Origin of the sequence: Microbacterium yannicii PS01 (assembly GCF_000304335.1) — a bacterium.
GTDB lineage: Bacteria > Actinomycetota > Actinomycetes > Actinomycetales > Microbacteriaceae > Microbacterium > Microbacterium yannicii_A.
The window spans coordinates 14,094-33,115 of the sequence record NZ_CAJF01000040.1 but is presented as its reverse complement, the minus strand read 5'-3'; the positions used below and the strand labels follow the sequence as shown (position 1 = coordinate 33,115).

The following is a 19,022-nucleotide window of genomic DNA, read 5'->3' as shown; positions in this document are numbered from 1 at the left end:
AAGGGCCGCCTGCAGCCGTCCGCATGCGGCCCTTTGCGACGGGTTGGGGCTTGATGGGGAGGGGCGCCGAGGGCCGATCGGTCGGGAATGGCCGCCTGCCGCCGTCCGAACGCGGCCCTTTGCGACGGGTCGGGGCCCGATGCGGAGGGCCTGGGCAGGGCGCCGAGGGCCGATCCGTCGGGAATGGCCGCTTGCAACCGTCCGCGTGCGGCCCTTTGCGACGGGTCGCGCTTGGTGGGAAGCGGGGGGAGCGAGGGGTGTCGGCGGGCGCGGTTAGGGTCGTTGTGGGAGAGGCAGGGCATGCGATACATCGAGGACGAAGGCCGGATCGTCTGGAGCGCGAGCGACCTCAAGGCCGCCGCCGAGTGCGAGTTCGCGTGGCTGAGGGCGATCGACGCCCGGCTGGGGCGGATCACCGCGGTCGAAGAGCCCGAAGATCTCACGCTCGAGCGCGCCGGCCGCCTCGGCACCGCGCACGAGCTGCAGGTGCTCGCCGACTACGTCTCGCGGTTCGGCTCGCGCGTGGTCGAGATTCCAGAGACACGATCGTCGGATGCCGCGGCCCTCGCCGAAGCGGTGGCTCGCACGAACGCGGCCCTGGCCTCGCCCGACGTCGAGGTGATCTACCAGGCGGCGTTCTCCACCCATGACTTCGTGGGATTCGCCGACTTCCTGGTCCGCGACCCTTCGACAGCCTCAGGGACCGGAGCGGGCTCGGGGACCGAAAGGGGCTCGGGGACCGCAACAGGCGCAGCGAGCGGCGCGGGCGCAGAGACCGGGGCGGGCCCGAGGGCCGGAGGTGAGTCCGGAGCGGACCGCCCCTGGATCGTGCAGGACACCAAGCTCGCGCGCCGGGCGCGGGTGACCGCCCTCATGCAGCTGGCCGCCTACGTCGACCAGCTCGACCGGCTCGGAGTGTCGAGGTCGGACCGCGTGCAGCTGCTCCTCGGCGACGGCGGGGTCAGCGAGCACGAGGTCGACGACCTGCTTCCGGTGTTCGCGCTGCGCCGCGAGCGCCTCGCCGCACTCCTCGCCGACCGGCGGGTCGAGCTCGGCCGAGCCGGCGAGCCGATTCGGTGGGGTGATCCTCGCGGCGAGCTCGGAGTCATGGCGTGCGGGCGCTGCGCGACGTGCGACGCCGAGGTCGTGGCATCCCGCGATCTTCTCCTCGTCGCCGGCATGCGACCCGTCCAGCGGGAACGGCTGCGCGCGGCGGGCGTCTGGACGATCGACGAACTCGCTGTCACGCCCGCCGGCCCGGCGGGAATGAACCCCGACACGTTCCGGATGCTGCGGACCCAGGCACGCCTGCAGCTGCAGAGCCCCGCCGGCACCCCGCCGCTGATCGCGCGACCCGCGCCGAACGCGGTCGCGGAATCGTCGGGCGCGACGGAGGCGTCGGGCGGCACCGTGGTCGCCGTGCGTGTCGAGCCGGTCGCACCGCCGCTGCCGGTCTACGAGGTCGTCGCACCCACGGCGCTCGGCGCGCTGCCCCGGCCCGACCACGGCGACATCTTCTTCGACTTCGAGGGGGATCCGCTCCACACCGAGCCGAACCCTCCCGGACGGGAGGGCGAGGCCATCCAGTGGGGGATCGACTACCTGTTCGGCTGGGTCGACACCCGCGAGCAGTACACGGCGCTGTGGGCCCACAGCTTCGCCGAGGAGAAGCGCGCGCTCGAGACGTTCCTCGACATCGTGAACCTGCGCCGGCAGCAGTACCCGGGCATGCACATCTACCACTACGCGCCCTACGAGCCGACCCATCTGCTCGCGATGGCGGCGCGGCACGGCGTGCGCGAGGCGGATGTCGACCGGCTGCTGCGCGACGGGGTCTTCGTCGACCTGTATCCGATCGTGCGCCGCGCGCTGCGGGTGGGCTCGCGCTCGTACTCGATCAAGAAGCTCGAGCCGCTCTACATGGGTGCCGAGGTGCGCACCAGTGACGTGCAGAAGGGCGACGACTCGATCGTCCGCTACGTGCAGGCGCGCGAGCTGCAGGCCGACGGCGATGCGCGAGGCGGCGAGATCCTCGCCGACCTCGCCGACTACAACCGCTACGACTGCGTCTCGACGCGACGGCTGCGCGACTGGCTCGTCGACCGCGCGCGCGAGGCCGATCTGCGGCCCTCGCCCGACGCCGAGCCCGGCGAGACGTTCTACGAGCCCTCGCCGAGAGCGCTCGCGCTCGAAGCGCTCTCGCTGCAGCACCCCGAGGCATCCGCCGCCGCGCAGTCGCTGCGGCTCGGCGCGGCGGCCATCGACTACTACCCGCGCGAGGCGAAGTCCTTCTGGGCGACGCACTTCCTGCGTCTGCGCGAGCCGGTGTCGCTGTGGGAAGAGACGCGCGACGTCGTCGTGATCGACCCGGCGCGCAGCCGCGTGGTCGAGGACTGGCACTTCGCCGAGAGCGGCCGCGGCGGTGAGCGCCGCCTCGTCGAGCTGCGCGGCGAGCTGGCGCCCGGCACGCGGGTCAGCGTCGGCACCAGCCCATTCGCGCTGTATGAGCTGCCGGCGCCGTACCCGTTCGAGCCGTCGCCCCGGTGGATCCACTCGTATCGCACCGTCCGCGTGCTCGAGGTGCTCGACGACGGCGCCCTGGTCGAAGAGACGGCGGTCGACGGGGTCACCTGGTCGGAGCTCCCGCTCGCGCTGACGCCGCCCGCGCCTCCGGCGGCCGGCAATCAGCAGGCCGCCATCGACGCCTGGGCCGACGCCGTGATCGACGCCGCCCCGGATCTGCCGGCCGATCCGGCCACCGACATCCTCCGCCGACGTCCACCCCGCACCCTTCGACGGGCTCAGGGACCGGACCGGGCTCAGGGACCGGACCGGGCTCAGGTACCGGACCGGGCTCAGGGACCGGACCGGGCTCAGGGGCCGGACCGAGCTCAGGGACCGGACCGGGCTCAGGGACCCGACCCGGCTCAGGGGCCGGACCGAGCTCAGGGACCGGCCCCGGCTCAGGGGCCGGACGGTGCGCTGCCGGCAGTGGGAACGGAGCACGCGCTGCCGGCCGACGAGGGCGACACCGTCGACGCCATCGCTCGGGCGGTCCGCGACCTCGACCGCAGCTACCTCGCGGTCCAGGGACCGCCCGGAACAGGAAAGACGTACGTCGGATCGCACGTCATCGCGCGTCTGGTCCGCGACCACGGATACAAGGTCGGCGTCGTCGCGCAGGGGCATGCCACCATCGAGCACCTCCTCGACCGCGTGATCGAAGCCGGCGTGCCGTCGGCCCAGGTCGGGAAGGCGCCGAAGGACGGCTCTGCCGGGCACTCGTTCACCGTCCTGCCCAAGAACGGCGTCGCGGCGTTCACGGCGGAGCACGAGGGCTCGGGATTCGTGGTCGGCGGGACGGCGTGGGACTTCAGCCACCAAGGCCGCATCCCGCGCGGCAGCCTCGACCTGCTGGTGATCGACGAGGCGGGCCAGTTCTCGCTGGCCTCCACGATCGCCGTGTCGCTCGCCGCGCCCCGGCTCCTCCTGCTCGGCGATCCCCAGCAGCTGCCGCAGGTGAGCCAGGGCACCCATCCCGAGCCGGTCGACACGTCGGCGCTCGGCTGGGTGATGGACGGAGCCGACGTGATCCCGCCCGAGTACGGGTACTTCCTCGCGCGCACGTGGCGCATGCATCCGTCTGTGGCGGCGCCCGTCTCGCGGCTGTCGTATCGCGGTGAGCTCGCGGCGCACCCGTCGACCGCGCTGCGCGCCATCGAGGGGGTCGAGCCGGGACTGCACCCGCTGGCGGTACCGCATCGCGGAAACGCCACGCAGTCGCCCGAAGAGGCGGCCGTCGTCGTTGGCATCGTCCGCGACCTCGTCGGCAGGACGTGGACCGACATCAGCATCGGCGAGGCAGGACAGGCCGACCGCTGTGAGCCGCGACCGCTCACGCAGAGGGACATCATCGTCGTCACCCCGTACAACGCGCAGCAGGTCACCGTCGAAGAGGCGCTCGCTGCGGCGGGTTTTCCGGACGTGCCGGTCGGAACGGTCGACAAGTTCCAGGGTCAGGAGGCGGCCGTGGCGATCGTGTCGCTCGCCGCCTCATCCGGGCGCGAGGCACCGCGCGGCCTCGAATTCCTGCTGCTGCGCAACCGGCTGAACGTCGCGGTGTCGCGCGCCATGCACACGGCGTACCTCGTCCACTCCCCGTGGCTGCTCGACGACCTGCCGTACACGCCCGAGGGCGTCGCGCGGCTGAGCGGCTTCGCCCGGCTCGTCGGGCGGGGATGAGCGGCACGTAGACTCGCGACCGACGCACGGTTCACGACCCACCCCTCAGGAGGACGCATGGTCGACGACGCTCCGCGGCAGTTCGAGATCGACCTTCCGCCCGAACTCATCGGGGGAGCGTACGCCGACTTCGCGAACGTGTGGCATACGCCGACCGTCTTCGTGATGGACTTCCTGACCCTCGCCCAGCCACCGCGAGAGCAGGTCGACGCCGACACCGGGCAGCGGCAGACGATCGTGCCGGCGCGCGTGGTCAGCCGCATCCGCATTCCTCCGGAACAGGTGTTCGAGCTCGCTAAAGCTCTCACCCAGCAACTCGAGTTCTGGGAGCAGGAGACCGGCCGCCGCACCTCGCAGGAGCCGCCACTCGGCGACTGATCGAGAGCATGTAGACAACGGCCCCAGACATGTCAACCCCGTTGGGTGCCGGGTTGGGCGCACATAACCTTGGGACGCGCCCGAGGGCTGTGGGCGCGGCATCCGTTCGGCGAGGGGCGGGTGTCGCGCCCGCGTCCCTCGGGCGCAGGGCGTCCGCCCCGTCTCTCAGGCGCGGAATCCGCCGCCGCGACCATCAGACGGTGCCGTAGAGCCGGTCGCCGGCGTCGCCGAGCCCGGGCACGATGTAGCCCTTCTCGTTGAGCCGTTCATCCATCGCGCCGAGCACCAGGGTGACGTCCCTGCCGTCGACCTGCTTCTCGATCGCAGCCACGCCCTCCGGGGCGCCGAGGAGGCAGATCGCGGTGACATCCTGCGCGCCGCGGGCGAAGAGGAACTCGATCGCCGCACCCAGTGATCCGCCGGTAGCGAGCATCGGATCCAGCACGAAGCACTGCCGGTCGCTGAGATCGTCCGGCAGGCGCTCGGCGTAGGTCGAGGGCGCGAGCGTCTCTTCGTTGCGCACCATGCCGAGAAATCCGACCTCGGCGGTCGGGATGAGCTTGACCATGCCCTCGAGCATCCCGAGCCCGGCGCGCAGAATCGGCACGACGAGCGGCCGCGGCTCGCTGATCTTCACTCCCATGGTCGTGGTGACCGGCGTCTGGATCTCGATCGGCGAGACGCGGACGCTGCGGGTCGCCTCGTAGGCGAGCAGCGTGACGAGTTCCTCGGTCAGCTGCCGGAAGACCGGCGATGACGTGCGCTGGTCGCGCAGCACCGTGAGCTTGTGGGTGATGAGCGGGTGGTCGGCGACGTGCAGGCGCATACGCCCAGGGTAGTGCGTGCGGCCTCGATCGCCGGGGTCGGCCCCCGCCCGCGGGTACGCTCGTGCTGTGCAGCCGCAAGACGCCGATCTCGCCGCGATGGATCGCGCCCTGGCCCTGGCGGCCGAGGCGAGCGCGTCGCAGGATGTGCCGGTCGGGGCGGTGGTGACGGATGCCGCAGGCCGCACCATCGGCGAGGGCCGCAACCTCCGCGAGGCCACCCACGATCCCACCGCCCACGCTGAGGTCGTCGCGCTCCGCGCCGCCGCCGCGGCGACCGGCTCGTGGAACCTCGAGGGCTGCACGCTCGTAGTCACCCTCGAGCCGTGCCTGATGTGCGCGGGGGCCGCGCTGCAGTCGCGGGTCTCACGGCTCGTCTTCGGAGCGTGGGACGACAAGGCCGGCGCGGCCGGCTCGATGTACGACGTCGTGCGGGATCGGCGCCTGCCCCATCGTGCCGAGGTCGTCGCGGGCGTGCGTGAGGCCGAGGCATCCGCTCTCCTGCGCGACTTCTTCGACCAGCGCCGGTGATCCGACGAGCCGTGGCGACGGGCCCGGTGACGACCGGGGGTTGACCCGCTCGCATCGGGGGGCCTGCCCCCTGCCGGCCGCACCGCCGGCGCCCCTACCGTGTCAGGCGTGACCAGGCTTATCGAACCCGTCCGCACGGCCGCCGTCGTCGTGCGACCCGGCGGCATCCGCTCCCGCGTGGGGTGGATGTTCGTGCTGCTCACGGCGCTCGCGATCGTCGCGTACTCCGCCGTCCCGTACTTCACCGCTTCCCTCGAGTCGCTCGCCGACAGCGGCGCAGCGGGTCTCGCCGACACCTACGCCGAGAAGCCGGCGCTCGTGCAGGGAGCGCTCTACGTGCACATCGTCGGCGGCGCCACGGCTTTGCTGCTCGGACCGCTGCAGTTCTGGAGGGGGCTTCGCACCCGGGCGCCACGCCTGCACCGCTGGACCGGCCGCGTGTACCTGGCGGGAGTCGGGATCGGCGGGCTGGCCGGCCTCGTGATCGCTCCCTCGAGCCCCGCGGGATACGTCGGGTTCTTCGGATTCAGCGCGCTCGCGGCGCTGTGGCTCGTCACCGGATGGCGCGCTTACCGCGCCATCCGCCGTCGTGATGTGCCGAGCCACCAGGCCTGGATGATCCGCAACTACGCGCTGACCTACTCCGCGGTCACCCTGCGGATCTGGCTGCCGATCCTGCTGCTCCTGCCCCTGGTCACCGGCCAGCCCTTCGACTTCGACGAGGCGTTCGCGAACGCCTATGCCGCCATGCCGTTCCTCGCGTGGATGCCGAACCTGGTCTTCGCCGAGTGGCTCATCCGGCGCCGCGGGCTGCCGTCGTACCGTCTTCCGGTCTGAGCCGGACGCCGGATCACCGCGGGAGGTGGGGGAGCACCTCGGTGCCGAGGTACTCGACGTGCGAGACGTCCTGCAGGTCCATGAGCTGGAAGTACACGCGGTCGGCGCCCAGTTCGGCGAGGCGTTCGACCTTGGCGACGATCTCGTCACGGTCGCCGACGATGTTGACGTCGCCGCGCATCTCGTCGATCGTGCGACCGGTGTTCGCCGCCCGCTGCTCCAGTTCCGACTCGGATGCCGCGGCCAGCGTCGTCAGAGCGACGGAGAGCTTGAGCGTCTCAGGGTCGCGGCCGAGGCGCTCGCAGGCCTCTCGCACGCGCGCGAACTTCTCCGCGATGTCGGACTCCGGCCGGAACCCGATGTTGAACTCCGTCGCGAAGCGCGCCGCGAGCTCGGGCGTGCGCTTCGGTCCGCCGCCGCCCACGATGACCGGCACGCGCGACTGCGCGGGCTTGGGGAGAGCCGGGGCTTTCGTCAGCTGATAGTGGGCGCCGTCGAAGCTGTACGTCTCGCCTGCCGGCGTGGACCACAGACCGGTCACCAGCTGCAGCTGCTCCTCGAGAAGGTCGAACCGCTTGGCCGGGAACGGGATGCCGTACGCGTGGTGCTCCTGTTCGAACCAGCCCGTGCCGAGGCCCAGCTCGACGCGTCCGCCCGACATCGCGTCGACCTGTGCGACCTGGATCGCGAGGAGGCCGGGAACGCGATACGTCACGGACGACACGAGCGTGCCGAGGCGGATCTTCTTCGTCTCGCGGGCGAGGCCTGCCAGTGTTGTCCACGCGTCGGTAGGACCGGGGAGCGGGTCGCCCGAGCCCATGCGCAGGTAGTGGTCGGAGCGGAAGAAGCCGTCGAAGCCGAGCGACTCTCCCGTCTGGGCGAACGCGAGCTGGTCCTCGTAGCTCGCGCCCTGCTGCGGCTCGGTGAAAAGGCAGTACTCCATGCGTTCCTCGTTCTTCGGTGCGTCGGCGCTTCGACAGGCTCAGCGACCGGGTCTTCGGTGCGGCGCTTCGACAAGCTCAGCGGCCGGCTCTTCGGTTCGTCGGAGGGTGGTCCGTGAGCTTGTCGAAGGGTCAATCGGCCGACTTGATGACGAATTCCTCCGTCGGTGGCGTGGGGTCGTCTCCGGGACGGTAGATGTCGGGCTCGAGGTAGATCACGCGGGCGGTCGGCACGGCTTGGCGCACCCGCTTCTCGACCCGGTCGATGTCGGAGGCGACGTGCGCGAGCGGGGCGTCCGCGGCGAAGCCGAGCTTCGCGGCGACCAGGAGCTCGTCCGGGCCGAGGTAGAGGGTCTTGATGTGGATGATCTTGTGGACCTCGGGCCCATCGTGGATGGCATCCACGATGCGCCGGTGATCGGCATCCGTCGCCCCCTCCCCGATGAGGAGGCTCTTGGTCTCGATGCCCAGCGTGACGGCGACCAGGATGAGCAGCGTGCCGATCATCAGCGTGCCGATGGCGTCGAAGAGCGGGTTGTGAGTGATGGCGGTGAGGCTCACCGCGATGAGGGCGAAGACCAGGCCGGTGAGGGCCGCGATGTCTTCCAGCAGCACGACGGGCAGCTCGGGAGCCTTCGCGTGACGCACGAACGACACCCAAGTCTGGCCCTTGGGGCGGACGTGGTTGCTCTCGCGGATCGCGGTGCGCAGCGAGAAGGACTCCAGCACGATGGCGATGAGCAGGACGCCGATCGGGATCCAGACGTTCTCGAGCTCGTGCGGGTGAGTCAGCTTGTCGACGCCTTCGTAGATCGAGAACAGGCCGCCGACCGAGAACAGGATGATCGAGACCACGAACGCGTACACATAGCGCTCGCGGCCGTAGCCGAAGGGGTGCTCGCGATCGGCAGCGCGCTTGGCCCGGCGCCCGCCGAGGAGGAGCAGCAGCTGGTTGCCCGAGTCGGCCACCGAGTGGATGGCCTCGGCGAGCATCGAGGCGGATCCCGACAGGAACCACGCGATGAACTTCGCGATCGCGATGCCCATATTCGCCAGGAACGCCGCGATGATGGCCTTGCCGCCGCCGGAAGCACTCATGCGACGAGTCTACGGATGCCGCACGCCGAGGATCCTCGCCGTTTCGGTCGCTGAGCCACCCCTGTCAGTCGCTGAGCGGCGCTCTCGGTCGCTGAGCCGCTCCTGTCGGTCGCTGAGCTTGTCGAAGCGTCAGTCCGACGAGCGGAGGATGATCGCCTCGGTCGACGGTGACGGGTCGATCGGGTGACCGATGTAGCCGATGACTTCGAGCAGCGCATGCCGGAACGCGATCGGCCGCTCGAGGTGCGGCGTGTGCCCGACTCCCTCGAGCGCGAGCTCGGTCACGCTCCCGCCGGCTGCGGCGTACCGGTCGAGCACGTCGCGGGTCTGCGACACCATCTCCTGCGCGGGGGCGGTCTCGTCGCCCGGCCAGCCGGGGACGACACCGAGTCTGCCGAGGTTGTTCATCTCGTAGAAGGAGGTATCCGACACGATCGGGTCCGCGGTGCCGTGGATCCAGAGGACCGGGGGCTTGTCGGCAAGGTCCACGATGCCCGACACATCGAAATGGCCCGGTGCCATCGCGTTCAGCACGCCCATGGTGCCGGCTGCGAACCCCGGCCAGTTCTCTGAGGGGACGGAATCGCCCGGGTAGTTGCCGGTCGCCGTCGATGTCGTCAGCATCGACGCCACCCACACGTCCTCATGCTCGCTCTCATAGCCCGGCGCGACATAGCTCGACCGGAACACGCTCCGCGGAGAGGTCGGAGCGTCGGCCGTCGTGTCGTGGTCGATGAGCCGCTGCACGAAGTCGGGGTTGGCGCTTCCGCCGCCGCAGCCGGCGTCGTCGTCGGTGAGCCGAGTGCCGTCACGGCGGGTGCCGCCCACGCCGTACGGCGAGATCGGGGCCTGCAGGGTGAGGCTGAGCACCGGATGCTCCAGGGCGTACTGCATGATGACGCCGCCGCCCATGGACCAGCCGACGAGGTGCGCCGTCGGGATGCTGAGCGCCTCGAGCGTCGCACGCAGGTCGTCGCTGAAGTCCCTCATGCCGCGGGTGGCGTCGAGCGGCGCGTGCTCGGTGCCGCCGAACCCGCGTAGGTCGACCGCCAGCACGCGCAGATCGCCGGGCAGGTCCTGCATCGTCTCCTGCCAGAACAGCGACGACGACACATTGCCGTGGATCAAGACGACGGTCCGCTCGGGCGGCGTGGCCGGGTCGTCGCCGGCTCGCTCGAGCACCTGCACGCTCAGGCGCGGCGTGTCCACGAGTTGCGCGGTGATGCCGTCGAAGAGCGTCATGTCGGTCCTCCCCGGTCCTCGCGGCGGCACCGGCGCCGCCCCTGCTATGAGGATAGTCCCGCAGCGTCGGCCGTCTACGGAGCGTTCAGGCGCGCGCCCGGCGACGGCGTGTCCCGTCCGCAGACGACCGAGGATGCTTCAGGACTCGGGCATCTCGGCGGGCAGCTGGCCGGTATAGAAGCCGAAGGTGTTGTCGGCGGCCTGGGCGGCGGCCTCCGGGTCGGCTCCGCTCGCGGCATGCGCGGCACCCCACGACGAGGCGGCGGCGCGGTAGAACGCCTTCCCCTCGTCGGAGACGGCCCACTCCTGCGCGGCCTCCGGGGGCAGGTCGCCGCTGCCGGAGAGATGCAGGGCGAGTCCGAGCAGTCCGCCGTCCCAGCCGACACCGGTGGCACCCGGGCCGAACTGCTCCCAGAACCCGGGAGGAACATCGCTCGCCCGGGCGGTGTGCTCGAGCTGCAGGAGCGTGCGGTCCTCGCCTGAGGCCGTCAGCGAGACCTCGAGCCAGCTGACCCCGCCGCCGTACTCCCACGTGACCCGGTACCGCGCCGCGCCGCCGTGAGGCGGCGCGCACTCCAGCACCTCGCCGCCGGCGTTGCCCTCGAACTGGTAGCGGCCGCCGAGGCGGAGATCGCCCTCCACCGGCAGGAACCAGCGGGGGATGCGCTGCGCGCTCGTCACCGCGTCCCACACGTCCGAGATCGGGCTCGGGTACTCCTGCGTCAACGTCTGGACGTGCGACGGCGCACCGTCGACGTCGATGGTGGCGACGCCGCGCGTCACGGCGTCCACTTGGGCGTTCACATCGACCATGTCAGTTCTCCTCTGGTTCATGGGGGTCGGGGTCTGTCTCCGGAGCCGCTTCCGCGGCATCCGTCTTCTCGTCGGCGTGCTGCTCCGCGGCGATCCGCCGCTGTCGCCGGCCGCGCGCCAGCTCGGTGCCGAGCGCATCGAGGTGCGGCTGCCAGAACCGCCGGAACGGGTCGAACCACGCGGCGGCCGTCTCGAGCGGCTCGGGATCGAGGGCGTACAGCCGGCGGGTGCCTTCGGGACGCACGGTCGCGAAGCCGGAGTCTCGCAGCACCCGCAGGTGCTGCGACACCGCCGGCTGCGAGATGCCGAACTCGCGCTGCACGACGTCGCCGATCTCGCCGGCGCTCTGCTCACCCTGCGTGAGCAGCTCGAGGATGCGCCGGCGGACCGGATCTCCGAGAACATCGAGCGCGTGCATGACTCGATGCTTGCACGCTGACTTATATAAGTCAACAGTGATTGAAGAGGGCAACCGTACGATGGCCGCATGACCAACGACGCAGCCCTTCCGTCCCTCGCGTTCCTCGGTGCCGGCTCGATGGGAGGCGCCATCGTGCAGGGCGTCGTGCGATCGGGACTGGCGACCCAGGTGACGGCGACGAACCGCACCGTGGCCAAAGCCGACGAGCTCGCGGGTCTCGACGGCGTGACGAGTGTCGCGCTCGAGCGGAATGCTGCCGGGAACACGGATGCCGCGGCCACCGCCGACATCGTGCTCATCGGCGTCAAGCCGGCGATGGTGCCCGACCTGCTGCGCGAGATCGCGCCCGTGCTGCGTCCGGGTTCGATCGTGATCAGCCTCGCCGCCGGCGTCACGATCGCCACGTTCGAGGACATCCTCGGCCCGGGCGTCGCGGTGCTGCGGTCGATGCCGAACACTCCCGCGGTGGTCGGTCGCGCCGTCACCGGACTTGCTGCGGGAACGACAGCCGGAGTCGACCAGATCGCTGTCGCCCGCCGGCTGTTCGAGACGGTCGGGAGCGTGGTCGAGGTGCCGGAGGCGCAGATCGACGCCCTGTCGACGATCTCGGGCTCCGGCCCCGCCTACTTCTTCCTGCTTGTCGAGGAGTTCACCCGGGCGGCGCGGGGCAAGGGGTTCGCCGAAGCCGAGGCGCGCCTCATGGCGGAGCAGACCTTCATCGGCGCGGCGGCACTGCTCGAGGCATCCGGTGACGACCCGGCCGAGCTGCGTCGTCGCGTGACGAGCCCCAAGGGCACCACCGAGCGGGCGATCACGGTCCTGCAGGACGCCGGACTCGATGACGTCTTCGCCCGCGCGACCGACGCGGCGCTGGCACGCGCGAAAGAGCTCGCCGCAGGCGCCTGAGCGCCCCTTGCGCGATCCCGACTCGCCAAGACACGCCGCCTCGCGCCCGAGCGCGGTTCGCACCATCCCGACTCGCCAAGACACGCCGCCTCGCGCTCCCGAGCGCGGCGTGTCTTGGCGAGTGGCGGGGAGTCGCGTGCGAGCTCAGCGTGTCTTGGCGAGTGGCGGGGAGTCGCGGGGAGTGGCGGGCGAGCTCAGCGATCGAGGGCGGCGAACCGCTCGATGTCGGAGTTGGTGCCCGAGACGATGATGAGGTCGTGGTTGGTCACGACGGTGTTCGCCTCGGCGTAGCGGAACGGCTTGCCCGGGCTCTTCACGCCGACGACCGTCACGTTGTACTTGGTGCGCACGCCCGACTCGTTCAGGCCGACGCCCCGGATGAACTTCGGCGGATACAGCTTTGCCAGCGCGAAGTCGTCGTCGAAGCGGATGAAGTCCAGCATGCGGCCGCTGACGAGGTGCGCGACGCGCTCGCCGGCCTCGCGCTCGGGGTAGATGACGTGGTTCGCGCCGACGCGGGCGAGGATCTTGCCGTGCGATTGCGACACCGCCTTCGCCCAGATCTGCGGCACCTTCAGGTCGACCAGGTTCGCTGTGATGAGGACGGATGCCTCGATCGACGAGCCGACGGCGACCACGGCGACCTGGAAGTCCTGCGCGCCGATCTGCTTGAGGGCGTCGATGTTCCGCGCGTCCGCCTGGACCGTGTGCGTCACGCGCTCGGACCACTTCTGGACCAGCTCGAGGTTGTCGTCGATCGCGAGCACCTCGCGGTCGAGCCGGTCGAGCTCTCCCGCACAGGCGGCGCCGAAGCGTCCCAGTCCGATCACGAGGACGGGGGCGTCGCTTCTGATCCGCTCAACCAACGATGGGCCTTTCCACGGGCAGCGAGTAGAGCTGCGAACGGGATGTCGCGGCCACGGCCGCGGCGAGTGTCACTGTACCAATGCGGCCCATGAAGATCGTCAGGGCCATGACGTAGACGGCGGGATCCGAGAGCTCGGCCGTCAGGCCCGTCGACAGACCCACCGTGCCGAATGCCGAGATGACATCGAAGAGCACGTCCGACACCGGCTCCTTGCTGATCTGCGCGATCACGATCGTCGAGAGGGCGACGATGGTCGCGCCCCATGCGACGACCGAGAGGGCGACTCGCTGCACGTCGCTCGGGATGCGGCGCCCGAACGCCTCGACCGACTGGCGGCCCTTGGCCTCGGAGACGACCGCGAGTGCGAGCACGGCCAGCGTGGTCACCTTGATGCCGCCCGCGGTCGAGGCCGATCCTCCGCCGACGAACATCAGCATGCTGCCGACGATGAGCGACGAGCCATGGAGCTCGCCGATGTCGACCACCGCGAAGCCGCCCGATCTCGTCATCGCGGACAGGAAGAAGGCCTGGAAGGTCGTGTCCCAGGCGTCCATCGAGCCGAAGGTCTTAGGGTTGTCGAACTCGAGCGAGAGGAAGGCGACGGCGCCGGCGATGAACAGCAGCACCGTCGTGATGATCGTCAGCTTGGTGTGCAGCGGCCAGCGGCGCACGTGCCAGTAGTGCTTCCAGAGGGCGTAGATCACGGGGAAGCCGATGCTGCCGAGGAACACGCCGACCATGAGCGTCGTGAGCAGGAAGTAGTCGTCGGCGAACGGCTCGAGGCCGCCGGGATTCGGCGTGAAACCGGTGTTCGTGAAGGCCATCGCCGCGTAGAACGGCGCTTCCCACAGGGCTTCCAGCGGCCCGACCTCTGCCAGGACGAGCGCCGGGTACAGGGCGAGCGCGACGATCCCCTCGATCAGCAGCGTCGAGAGGGCGACGGTGCGCAGCAGCGTGCCGACTTCGCCGAGGCGCACGGTCTGCCCCTCGTTGACCGGGCCGCCGTGGGAGCGCAGCGGGTTCGAGTCGCTCGCGGCGATGAGCTTGGCGCGCAGGCCGAGCCGCTTCGAGATGACGAGGCCCAGGATCGACGCCAGCGTGAGCACGCCCATTCCACCGATGTTGACGCCGATGAAGATGACGACCTTGCCGAAGGGCGAGAAGGTCGTGGCGATGTCGACGGTCGTGAGGCCGGTGACGCAGATCGTGGAGACGGCGGTGAAGAGCGCGTCGGCGAGGGGGATCCGCCCGCCCCCCGCGGCGGAGGCCGGGAGTGACAGCAGAGCCGTGAACACCAGGATCAGCGCGACGAACACGAGCACGGCGAAGCGGGCGGGCGACGTGGTCGTCAGATTGCGCAGCAGGTCCCACGCCTCTTTGAACAGTGAGGGGATACGCCGCATGAGCGACCCAGCCGGGTCCGTCGCCATGCGTTGCCCCTTTCGTTCGGAGATCCGTGTCATGGTACTCCGCAGGGGTCCCGACTAATCTGAGCACATGGCGGACATCTTCGACGTGATCGCGGACGGCACGCGTCGCGACATCCTGCGACTTCTGCTCGATCGATCCTCCGTCGGAGAGCGCGGTACCAGCGTGTCGCACATCGTCCACGAGCTCGGCGCCAGCCAGCCGACGGTCTCGAAGCACCTCAAGGTGCTGCGCGAGGCGCACCTCGTCTCCGTCCGGGAGGAGGGCCAGCATCGCTACTACAGCCTGTCGGCGGCCCCGCTCGACGAGGTCGACGATTGGCTCGTGCCCTTCCTCGACGGCGCCACCGAGGATGTCGAGCCGCTCTCGTCGCTGCCCGAGCCCGCCGCCCACGCGGCCGAGGTCGTCGGCCGCGCCGCGGCATCCGCCAAGCACGCCCTCGAGAACGCCCTCAAGAAGCTCCCCGGCCGCTGATCAGCACTCATCACACCAGAGCAAGGCCGACCCGACATCCCGTAGCACTCGGCGTCAGCGGCGCCCGGCCTTGCGGCGGAACAGCCAGGCGCCCCAGATGAACGAGCCGACGAGGATCGCGAGGCACCACGCCACGGCCCAGCCGACGTAGTCGTCGACCGGCGTGCCCATCAGCAGACCGCGGATGGTCTCGATAATCGGTGTCACCGGCTGATACTGGGCGACGCCCTGCAGCCACTCGGGCATGCTCGCCACGGGGACGTACGCACTGGAGAGGTACGGCAGGAACAGGATGATGAAGCCGTAGCCGTTGGCGCCCTCCGGGCTTCCCGAGGCGAGGCCGATCGCCGCGAACAGGTAGGTGATGGCGAGGATCCACAGCGCGATCACGCCGACTGCTCCGATCCACCCCCACACGTCGGCGGTCGGGCGGAATCCGACGAGCAGGGCGACGCAGATGACGATTCCGGTCGCGATCAGGTTGCGCAGCAGGCTGGCGACGACGTGGCCGGTGAGAACGGCGCTCGCCCGTACCGGCATCGTGCGGAACCGGTCGATGATGCCGGCCTTCATGTCTCCGGCGACGTAGACCGCGGTCGCGGACGCACCGAACCCCGCGCAGGTGAGGATCACACCGGGGACGACGTAGTCGACGTAGTCGCCGGTGGGGTCGATCGCGCCACCGAACACCCATGTGAACATCAGCATGAGCATGATCGGCAGCATGATCGCCATCAGCAGCGATTCGCCGTCGCGGAGGGAATGACGCAGGCTCCGGCCCACGAAGACGCTCTCGGCGGTCAGGCCCGAGATGCGGGGGCGAAGCGCCGGCGGTGCGGGCGGGGCCGGAGCAACCGGCGGGGCGAGGGGGATCATGCGAGCTCCTTCTCGGAATCAGCGGCGGTGAAGCGGGAGGAGGCGGCGGTGCCGCCGGTGAGGGTCAGGAAGACGTCGTCGAGACTCGGGCGACGCAGTGTGACGGTGCCCTCGGCGCCCGACTCGTCGAGCACGTCGAGCGCTCGCCGCAGCCCCGACACCGTTCCGTCGGTGGGCACCTCGCGCAGCAGCTCGCCGTGGGCGTCGTGAAGCTCGACCGTGTCGCCGCCGATGCGCGCCTTGAGCTGCGCCGCAGAGCCGGTCGCCACGACGCGGCCGTCGTCCAGAACTGCGATGCGGTCAGCCAGCTGGTCGGCCTCTTCGAGGTACTGAGTGGTGAGGAAGACGGTCGTGCCGGCGTCGGCGAGCGAACGGATGACGTCCCACAGCTCCCGTCGCGAGCGCGTGTCGAGTCCGGTCGTCGGCTCATCGAGGAACAGCACCTCGGGCGTGACGACGAAACTCAGAGCCAGGTCGAGCCGGCGCCGCATGCCGCCCGAGTAGGTGCCGACGCGCTTGGCCGCCGCATCCGTCAGGTCGAAGCGCGCGAGCAGCTCGGCGGCCTTCTCGCGTGCCGCGCGGCTGGACAAGCCCGAGAGCCGGGCCAGCATGACGAGGTTCTCGGTGCCGGTCAGCACGTCGTCGACGGCCGCCGCCTGACCCGTGAGGCTGATGCGCTGCTTGATCTCGTCGGGCTCGGAGGCCACGTCGATCCCGCAGATCGTCGCCGAGCCGGCGTCGGGACTCACGAGCGTCGTGAGCACGTTGATGGTGGTGGTCTTGCCGGCGCCGTTGGGGCCGAGAAGGGCGAAGACCTCGCCGCGGCGCACCTCGAGATCGAGGCCGTCGAGGACGACCTGACGTCCGAAGGTCTTGCGCAGACCTTCGACGACGATTGCGGACTGCATCGGAGAGCATCCTTCCGTGTAGGGCAGAAACTGTTTACGTTGGTAACTGTTTATGACGGTAACACACTGTTTACGACATATACAGACCTACAATGACGAAATGACCGACGCCGCCGATCCGGACCTTCCTCGCGGCATCGCCCTCGCCTGGGGGGTGGCGGCGAATCCCCAGCGCGGCCCGAAGCGCGAGATGAGCGTCGAGCGCATCGTCGAGGCGGCGGTCGAGATCGCGGATGCCGAGGGCCTGGGCGCCGTCTCGATGGCCGCCGTGGCCGCGCGCCTGGGCTTCACGCCGATGTCGCTCTACCGGTACGTGACGGCGAAGGACGACCTCGTCCTGCTCATGCAGGAGGAGGCGACAGGACTTCCGAGCGAGGACGCCACCAGCGCCGGCGGCTGGCGCGAGCAGCTCACCGCGCTCTACGGCGAGCAGGTGCAGATGTACCTTCACCATCCGTGGGTGCTCGACATCCCGATCAGCGGGTCGCCCGTGACTCCGAACAGCGCCGCGTGGATGGATGCCGGACTCCGCGCTCTCTCCGAGACCCCGCTCACGCACGGCGAGCGTCTCGCGGTCGTCCTGATGGTGACGGGCACGTCGCGGTGGACGGGGACGGTCCTGGCCGGCTACGCCCGCACGGAGCGCGAACGCGGCCTTCGCGGGCACGACATCACGCTGCAGGAGGACGCGCTGTACCGGGCACTCATCAGCGCGGAGGCCTACCCCGAGCTGCGGGAGGCCATCGACGCCGGCGTCTTCCTCGAGGAGACCGATCCGTTCCTGTTCAATCTGGAGCGCAGCCTCGACGGCGTCGCCGCCTACATGGACCGGGTGCGCGCGGAAGGGCGCGCGCCGCGCACACCGTGGGTGCAGTTGCACGACGCCGAGATCCTCGACGACAAGAAGTACCGCGAGGCGCAGAAAGCCGTCCGCACTGCCGAGAAGGCCTTGCGCGACGCGCGCAAGATCGAGCGGCAGGCAGCGCGCGACGCGCACGAGCGCCGAGCCCGACACCGCGGCGACGCGTGATGGGGGGCCTCGTGGTGCGCCATCTCAGCGGTCCCACAGGTCACACCGGTTTACATGCGCACCTCGCAGGATCTAAAGTGTGGGCAGCACTACTGGGGAAGGAATGACACACATGGCCGAGTTGCCCGACGTGCGCTTCCTCACCGTCGCCGAGGTCGCCGAGCTGATGCGCGTCTCCAAGATGACGGTCTACCGGCTCGTCCACTCAGGCGAGCTGCCCGCCGTGCGCTTCGGCCGCAGCTATCGCGTGCCCGAGTCGGCGGTCACAGAAGCCTTGCAACGGCCGATCGCCGACGTCGGCTAGACTGTCACGAGGCATTTTTCGCATCTGCCCGATCCCGGGCGCACACCGTGTTGCGCCCAGACCCCGACATTGTGAGGTTTTCCGTGGGTTCAGTCATCAAGAAGCGCCGCAAGCGCATGGCGAAGAAGAAGCACCGCAAGCTGCTTCGCAAGACTCGCCACCAGCGCCGCAACAAGAAGTAAGAGCGGCCAGTACACCAAGCGCCTGTCTGAGGACGGGCGCTTCGTGTTCGGCTGCGCAGTTCTCCGGCGACCAGAGGAACAGATGAAATCCATCACCGTCCAGCAGCTTCGCGAGCGCACGGATACGCCGCTCATCGACGTCCGGGAGGAATGGGAGTTCGAGGGCGGCCGCGTGCCCGGCGCCGTCAACATCCCGATGTCGGTCATCGGCGAGCGCCTCGGTGAGCTCCCCGACGGGGCGTTCGACGTCATCTGCAAGGTCGGCGGTCGGTCGGGACGCGTCGTCGAGGCGCTGGCAGCTCGGGGCTACGACGCCACGAACGTCGACGGCGGTACCGACGAGTGGATCGCCGCGGGCTACCCCGTCGAGCAGTGACCGGGTGAAGCCGTGACGTCCCTCACCCTCATCAGCAAACCCGACTGCCACCTGTGCGACGTCGCCCGGGAGGTCGTCGAGACTGTCGTGGCTGAGCTGGACGACGACGGCGTGGTCATCGAGGAGCTGTCGATCGCCGACGATCCCGAGCTCTACGCCCAGTGGTGGGAGAAGATCCCGGTCGTGCTCATCGACGGCCGGCTGCACGGGCACTGGCGCGTATCGCCCGAGCGGCTGCGCGCCGCGCTCACCGGGTGACGCCGGCGAGGCGCTTCTCCTGACCGTGCGCTCCTCCGCCCGACCGCACTTCGGCGGTGCACAGACGGGCGCCCGGCGCGAGAGG

At 70.1% G+C, this 19,022-nt stretch carries 21 protein-coding genes; 11 read left to right on the top strand and 10 right to left on the bottom strand.

Features of this window, described 5'->3' with window-relative positions; genetic code table 11:
• Positions 1–300: 300 nt before the first annotated feature.
• On the top strand, positions 301–4,242 hold the full coding sequence (locus WYM_RS17230; RefSeq protein WP_019182094.1) for a TM0106 family RecB-like putative nuclease: 3,942 nt from the start codon (positions 301–303) through the stop codon (positions 4,240–4,242).
• A 57-nt stretch (positions 4,243–4,299) separates the two neighbouring features.
• On the top strand, positions 4,300–4,620 hold the full coding sequence (locus WYM_RS17225) for a DUF3467 domain-containing protein (RefSeq protein WP_019182093.1): 321 nt from the start codon (positions 4,300–4,302) through the stop codon (positions 4,618–4,620).
• A 193-nt stretch (positions 4,621–4,813) separates the two neighbouring features.
• Here WYM_RS17225 and upp read toward each other — a convergent pair whose 3' ends face one another.
• Positions 4,814–5,446 (bottom strand): uracil phosphoribosyltransferase, encoded by a 633-nt coding sequence (gene upp / locus WYM_RS17220; protein WP_019182092.1) that lies wholly within the window; start codon positions 5,444–5,446, stop codon positions 4,814–4,816.
• A 97-nt stretch (positions 5,447–5,543) separates the two neighbouring features.
• On the opposite strand from upp, the gene WYM_RS17215 reads away from it, so the two are divergent.
• Together WYM_RS17215 and WYM_RS17210 are read left to right on the top strand one after the other, a co-directional pair.
• The gene (locus WYM_RS17215; RefSeq protein WP_026059903.1) at positions 5,544–5,975 is read left to right on the top strand and encodes a nucleoside deaminase; all 432 of its coding nucleotides are present in this window, start codon (positions 5,544–5,546) and stop codon (positions 5,973–5,975) included.
• A gap of 108 nt (positions 5,976–6,083) precedes the next feature.
• Positions 6,084–6,812, top strand: a complete 729-nt coding sequence (locus WYM_RS17210; protein WP_019182090.1) for a DUF2306 domain-containing protein — start codon at positions 6,084–6,086, stop codon at positions 6,810–6,812.
• A 13-nt stretch (positions 6,813–6,825) separates the two neighbouring features.
• Here WYM_RS17210 and WYM_RS17205 read toward each other — a convergent pair whose 3' ends face one another.
• The 5 genes from WYM_RS17205 to WYM_RS20705 form a co-directional block, all read right to left on the bottom strand.
• A complete protein-coding gene (locus tag WYM_RS17205; RefSeq protein WP_019182089.1) occupies positions 6,826–7,755 on the bottom strand; it encodes an LLM class F420-dependent oxidoreductase in 930 nt (309 codons plus the stop codon).
• 130 nt (positions 7,756–7,885) lie between these two features.
• Positions 7,886–8,851, bottom strand: coding sequence for a cation diffusion facilitator family transporter (locus tag WYM_RS17200; protein WP_019182088.1), 966 nt, complete (start codon positions 8,849–8,851; stop codon positions 7,886–7,888).
• A 129-nt stretch (positions 8,852–8,980) separates the two neighbouring features.
• Positions 8,981–10,093 carry an alpha/beta hydrolase gene (locus WYM_RS17195; protein ID WP_019182087.1) on the bottom strand — a complete coding sequence of 371 codons (1,113 nt, stop codon included), beginning with the start codon at positions 10,091–10,093 and terminating at the stop codon, positions 8,981–8,983.
• 138 nt (positions 10,094–10,231) lie between these two features.
• Positions 10,232–10,906 carry an SRPBCC domain-containing protein gene (locus WYM_RS17190; protein ID WP_019182086.1) on the bottom strand — a complete coding sequence of 225 codons (675 nt, stop codon included), beginning with the start codon at positions 10,904–10,906 and terminating at the stop codon, positions 10,232–10,234.
• Between the two features lies 1 nt (position 10,907).
• Positions 10,908–11,324, bottom strand: coding sequence for an ArsR/SmtB family transcription factor (locus WYM_RS20705; RefSeq protein ID WP_019182085.1), 417 nt, complete (start codon positions 11,322–11,324; stop codon positions 10,908–10,910).
• A 69-nt stretch (positions 11,325–11,393) separates the two neighbouring features.
• Between WYM_RS20705 and proC the strand changes: the two genes are divergently transcribed.
• A complete protein-coding gene (proC, locus tag WYM_RS17180) occupies positions 11,394–12,233 on the top strand; it encodes a pyrroline-5-carboxylate reductase (RefSeq protein WP_019182084.1) in 840 nt (279 codons plus the stop codon).
• A 194-nt stretch (positions 12,234–12,427) separates the two neighbouring features.
• Here proC and WYM_RS17175 read toward each other — a convergent pair whose 3' ends face one another.
• Both WYM_RS17175 and WYM_RS17170 read right to left on the bottom strand, forming a co-directional pair.
• Positions 12,428–13,099: a potassium channel family protein gene (locus WYM_RS17175; protein ID WP_026059902.1), complete on the bottom strand. Its 672-nt coding sequence runs from the start codon at positions 13,097–13,099 to the stop codon at positions 12,428–12,430.
• The gene (locus WYM_RS17170; RefSeq protein WP_192813769.1) at positions 13,092–14,504 is read right to left on the bottom strand and encodes a TrkH family potassium uptake protein; all 1,413 of its coding nucleotides are present in this window, start codon (positions 14,502–14,504) and stop codon (positions 13,092–13,094) included. Before WYM_RS17170 ends, WYM_RS17175 begins: the two co-directional genes overlap by 8 nt.
• 94 nt (positions 14,505–14,598) lie before the next feature.
• Between WYM_RS17170 and WYM_RS17165 the strand changes: the two genes are divergently transcribed.
• Entirely contained in the window at positions 14,599–15,003 is a 405-nt protein-coding gene (locus tag WYM_RS17165; protein ID WP_019182081.1) for an ArsR/SmtB family transcription factor, read from the top strand.
• Positions 15,004–15,057: 54 nt separating this feature from the next.
• On the opposite strand, the gene WYM_RS17160 is transcribed toward WYM_RS17165, so the two are convergent.
• Positions 15,058–15,879 (bottom strand): ABC transporter permease, encoded by an 822-nt coding sequence (locus WYM_RS17160; RefSeq protein ID WP_019182080.1) that lies wholly within the window; start codon positions 15,877–15,879, stop codon positions 15,058–15,060.
• Complete coding sequence (locus WYM_RS17155; RefSeq protein ID WP_019182079.1) at positions 15,876–16,787, bottom strand: daunorubicin resistance protein DrrA family ABC transporter ATP-binding protein; 912 nt, start codon at positions 16,785–16,787, stop codon at positions 15,876–15,878. The genes WYM_RS17160 and WYM_RS17155 overlap by 4 nt, the downstream gene beginning before the upstream one ends.
• A 100-nt stretch (positions 16,788–16,887) precedes the next feature.
• On the opposite strand from WYM_RS17155, the gene WYM_RS17150 reads away from it, so the two are divergent.
• The 5 genes from WYM_RS17150 to WYM_RS17130 all read left to right on the top strand — a co-directional run bounded on the left by WYM_RS17150 (position 16,888) and on the right by WYM_RS17130 (position 18,937).
• On the top strand, positions 16,888–17,817 hold the full coding sequence (locus WYM_RS17150; protein ID WP_019182078.1) for a TetR/AcrR family transcriptional regulator: 930 nt from the start codon (positions 16,888–16,890) through the stop codon (positions 17,815–17,817).
• Positions 17,818–17,929: 112 nt separating this feature from the next.
• The gene (locus WYM_RS17145) at positions 17,930–18,121 is read left to right on the top strand and encodes a helix-turn-helix domain-containing protein (protein ID WP_019182077.1); all 192 of its coding nucleotides are present in this window, start codon (positions 17,930–17,932) and stop codon (positions 18,119–18,121) included.
• A gap of 83 nt (positions 18,122–18,204) precedes the next feature.
• Positions 18,205–18,303: a 30S ribosomal protein bS22 gene (locus WYM_RS21585; protein WP_003792170.1), complete on the top strand. Its 99-nt coding sequence runs from the start codon at positions 18,205–18,207 to the stop codon at positions 18,301–18,303.
• A gap of 82 nt (positions 18,304–18,385) precedes the next feature.
• The gene (locus WYM_RS17135; protein ID WP_019182076.1) at positions 18,386–18,679 is read left to right on the top strand and encodes a rhodanese-like domain-containing protein; all 294 of its coding nucleotides are present in this window, start codon (positions 18,386–18,388) and stop codon (positions 18,677–18,679) included.
• 12 nt (positions 18,680–18,691) lie between these two features.
• On the top strand, positions 18,692–18,937 hold the full coding sequence (locus tag WYM_RS17130; RefSeq protein ID WP_019182075.1) for a glutaredoxin family protein: 246 nt from the start codon (positions 18,692–18,694) through the stop codon (positions 18,935–18,937).
• The last annotated feature ends 85 nt before the right edge of the window (positions 18,938–19,022 follow it).

Excerpts from the sequence above, each read along its gene's own strand:
- WYM_RS17230 (WP_019182094.1), top strand. The coding sequence starts at position 301 with ATGCGATACATCGAGGACGAAGGCCGGATCGTCTGGAGCGCGAGCGAC.
- WYM_RS17225 (WP_019182093.1), top strand. The coding sequence starts at position 4,300 with ATGGTCGACGACGCTCCGCGGCAGTTCGAGATCGACCTTCCGCCCGAA.
- upp (WP_019182092.1), bottom strand. The coding sequence starts at position 5,446 with ATGCGCCTGCACGTCGCCGACCACCCGCTCATCACCCACAAGCTCACG.
- WYM_RS17215 (WP_026059903.1), top strand. The coding sequence starts at position 5,544 with ATGGATCGCGCCCTGGCCCTGGCGGCCGAGGCGAGCGCGTCGCAGGAT.
- WYM_RS17205 (WP_019182089.1), bottom strand. The coding sequence starts at position 7,755 with ATGGAGTACTGCCTTTTCACCGAGCCGCAGCAGGGCGCGAGCTACGAG.
- WYM_RS17200 (WP_019182088.1), bottom strand. The coding sequence starts at position 8,851 with ATGAGTGCTTCCGGCGGCGGCAAGGCCATCATCGCGGCGTTCCTGGCG.
- WYM_RS17195 (WP_019182087.1), bottom strand. The coding sequence starts at position 10,093 with ATGACGCTCTTCGACGGCATCACCGCGCAACTCGTGGACACGCCGCGC.
- WYM_RS17190 (WP_019182086.1), bottom strand. The coding sequence starts at position 10,906 with ATGGTCGATGTGAACGCCCAAGTGGACGCCGTGACGCGCGGCGTCGCC.
- WYM_RS20705 (WP_019182085.1), bottom strand. The coding sequence starts at position 11,324 with ATGCACGCGCTCGATGTTCTCGGAGATCCGGTCCGCCGGCGCATCCTC.
- proC (WP_019182084.1), top strand. The coding sequence starts at position 11,394 with ATGACCAACGACGCAGCCCTTCCGTCCCTCGCGTTCCTCGGTGCCGGC.
- WYM_RS17170 (WP_192813769.1), bottom strand. The coding sequence starts at position 14,504 with ATGCGGCGTATCCCCTCACTGTTCAAAGAGGCGTGGGACCTGCTGCGC.
- WYM_RS17165 (WP_019182081.1), top strand. The coding sequence starts at position 14,599 with ATGGCGGACATCTTCGACGTGATCGCGGACGGCACGCGTCGCGACATC.
- WYM_RS17160 (WP_019182080.1), bottom strand. The coding sequence starts at position 15,879 with ATGATCCCCCTCGCCCCGCCGGTTGCTCCGGCCCCGCCCGCACCGCCG.
- WYM_RS17155 (WP_019182079.1), bottom strand. The coding sequence starts at position 16,787 with ATGCAGTCCGCAATCGTCGTCGAAGGTCTGCGCAAGACCTTCGGACGT.
- WYM_RS17150 (WP_019182078.1), top strand. The coding sequence starts at position 16,888 with ATGACCGACGCCGCCGATCCGGACCTTCCTCGCGGCATCGCCCTCGCC.
- WYM_RS17145 (WP_019182077.1), top strand. The coding sequence starts at position 17,930 with ATGGCCGAGTTGCCCGACGTGCGCTTCCTCACCGTCGCCGAGGTCGCC.
- WYM_RS17135 (WP_019182076.1), top strand. The coding sequence starts at position 18,386 with ATGAAATCCATCACCGTCCAGCAGCTTCGCGAGCGCACGGATACGCCG.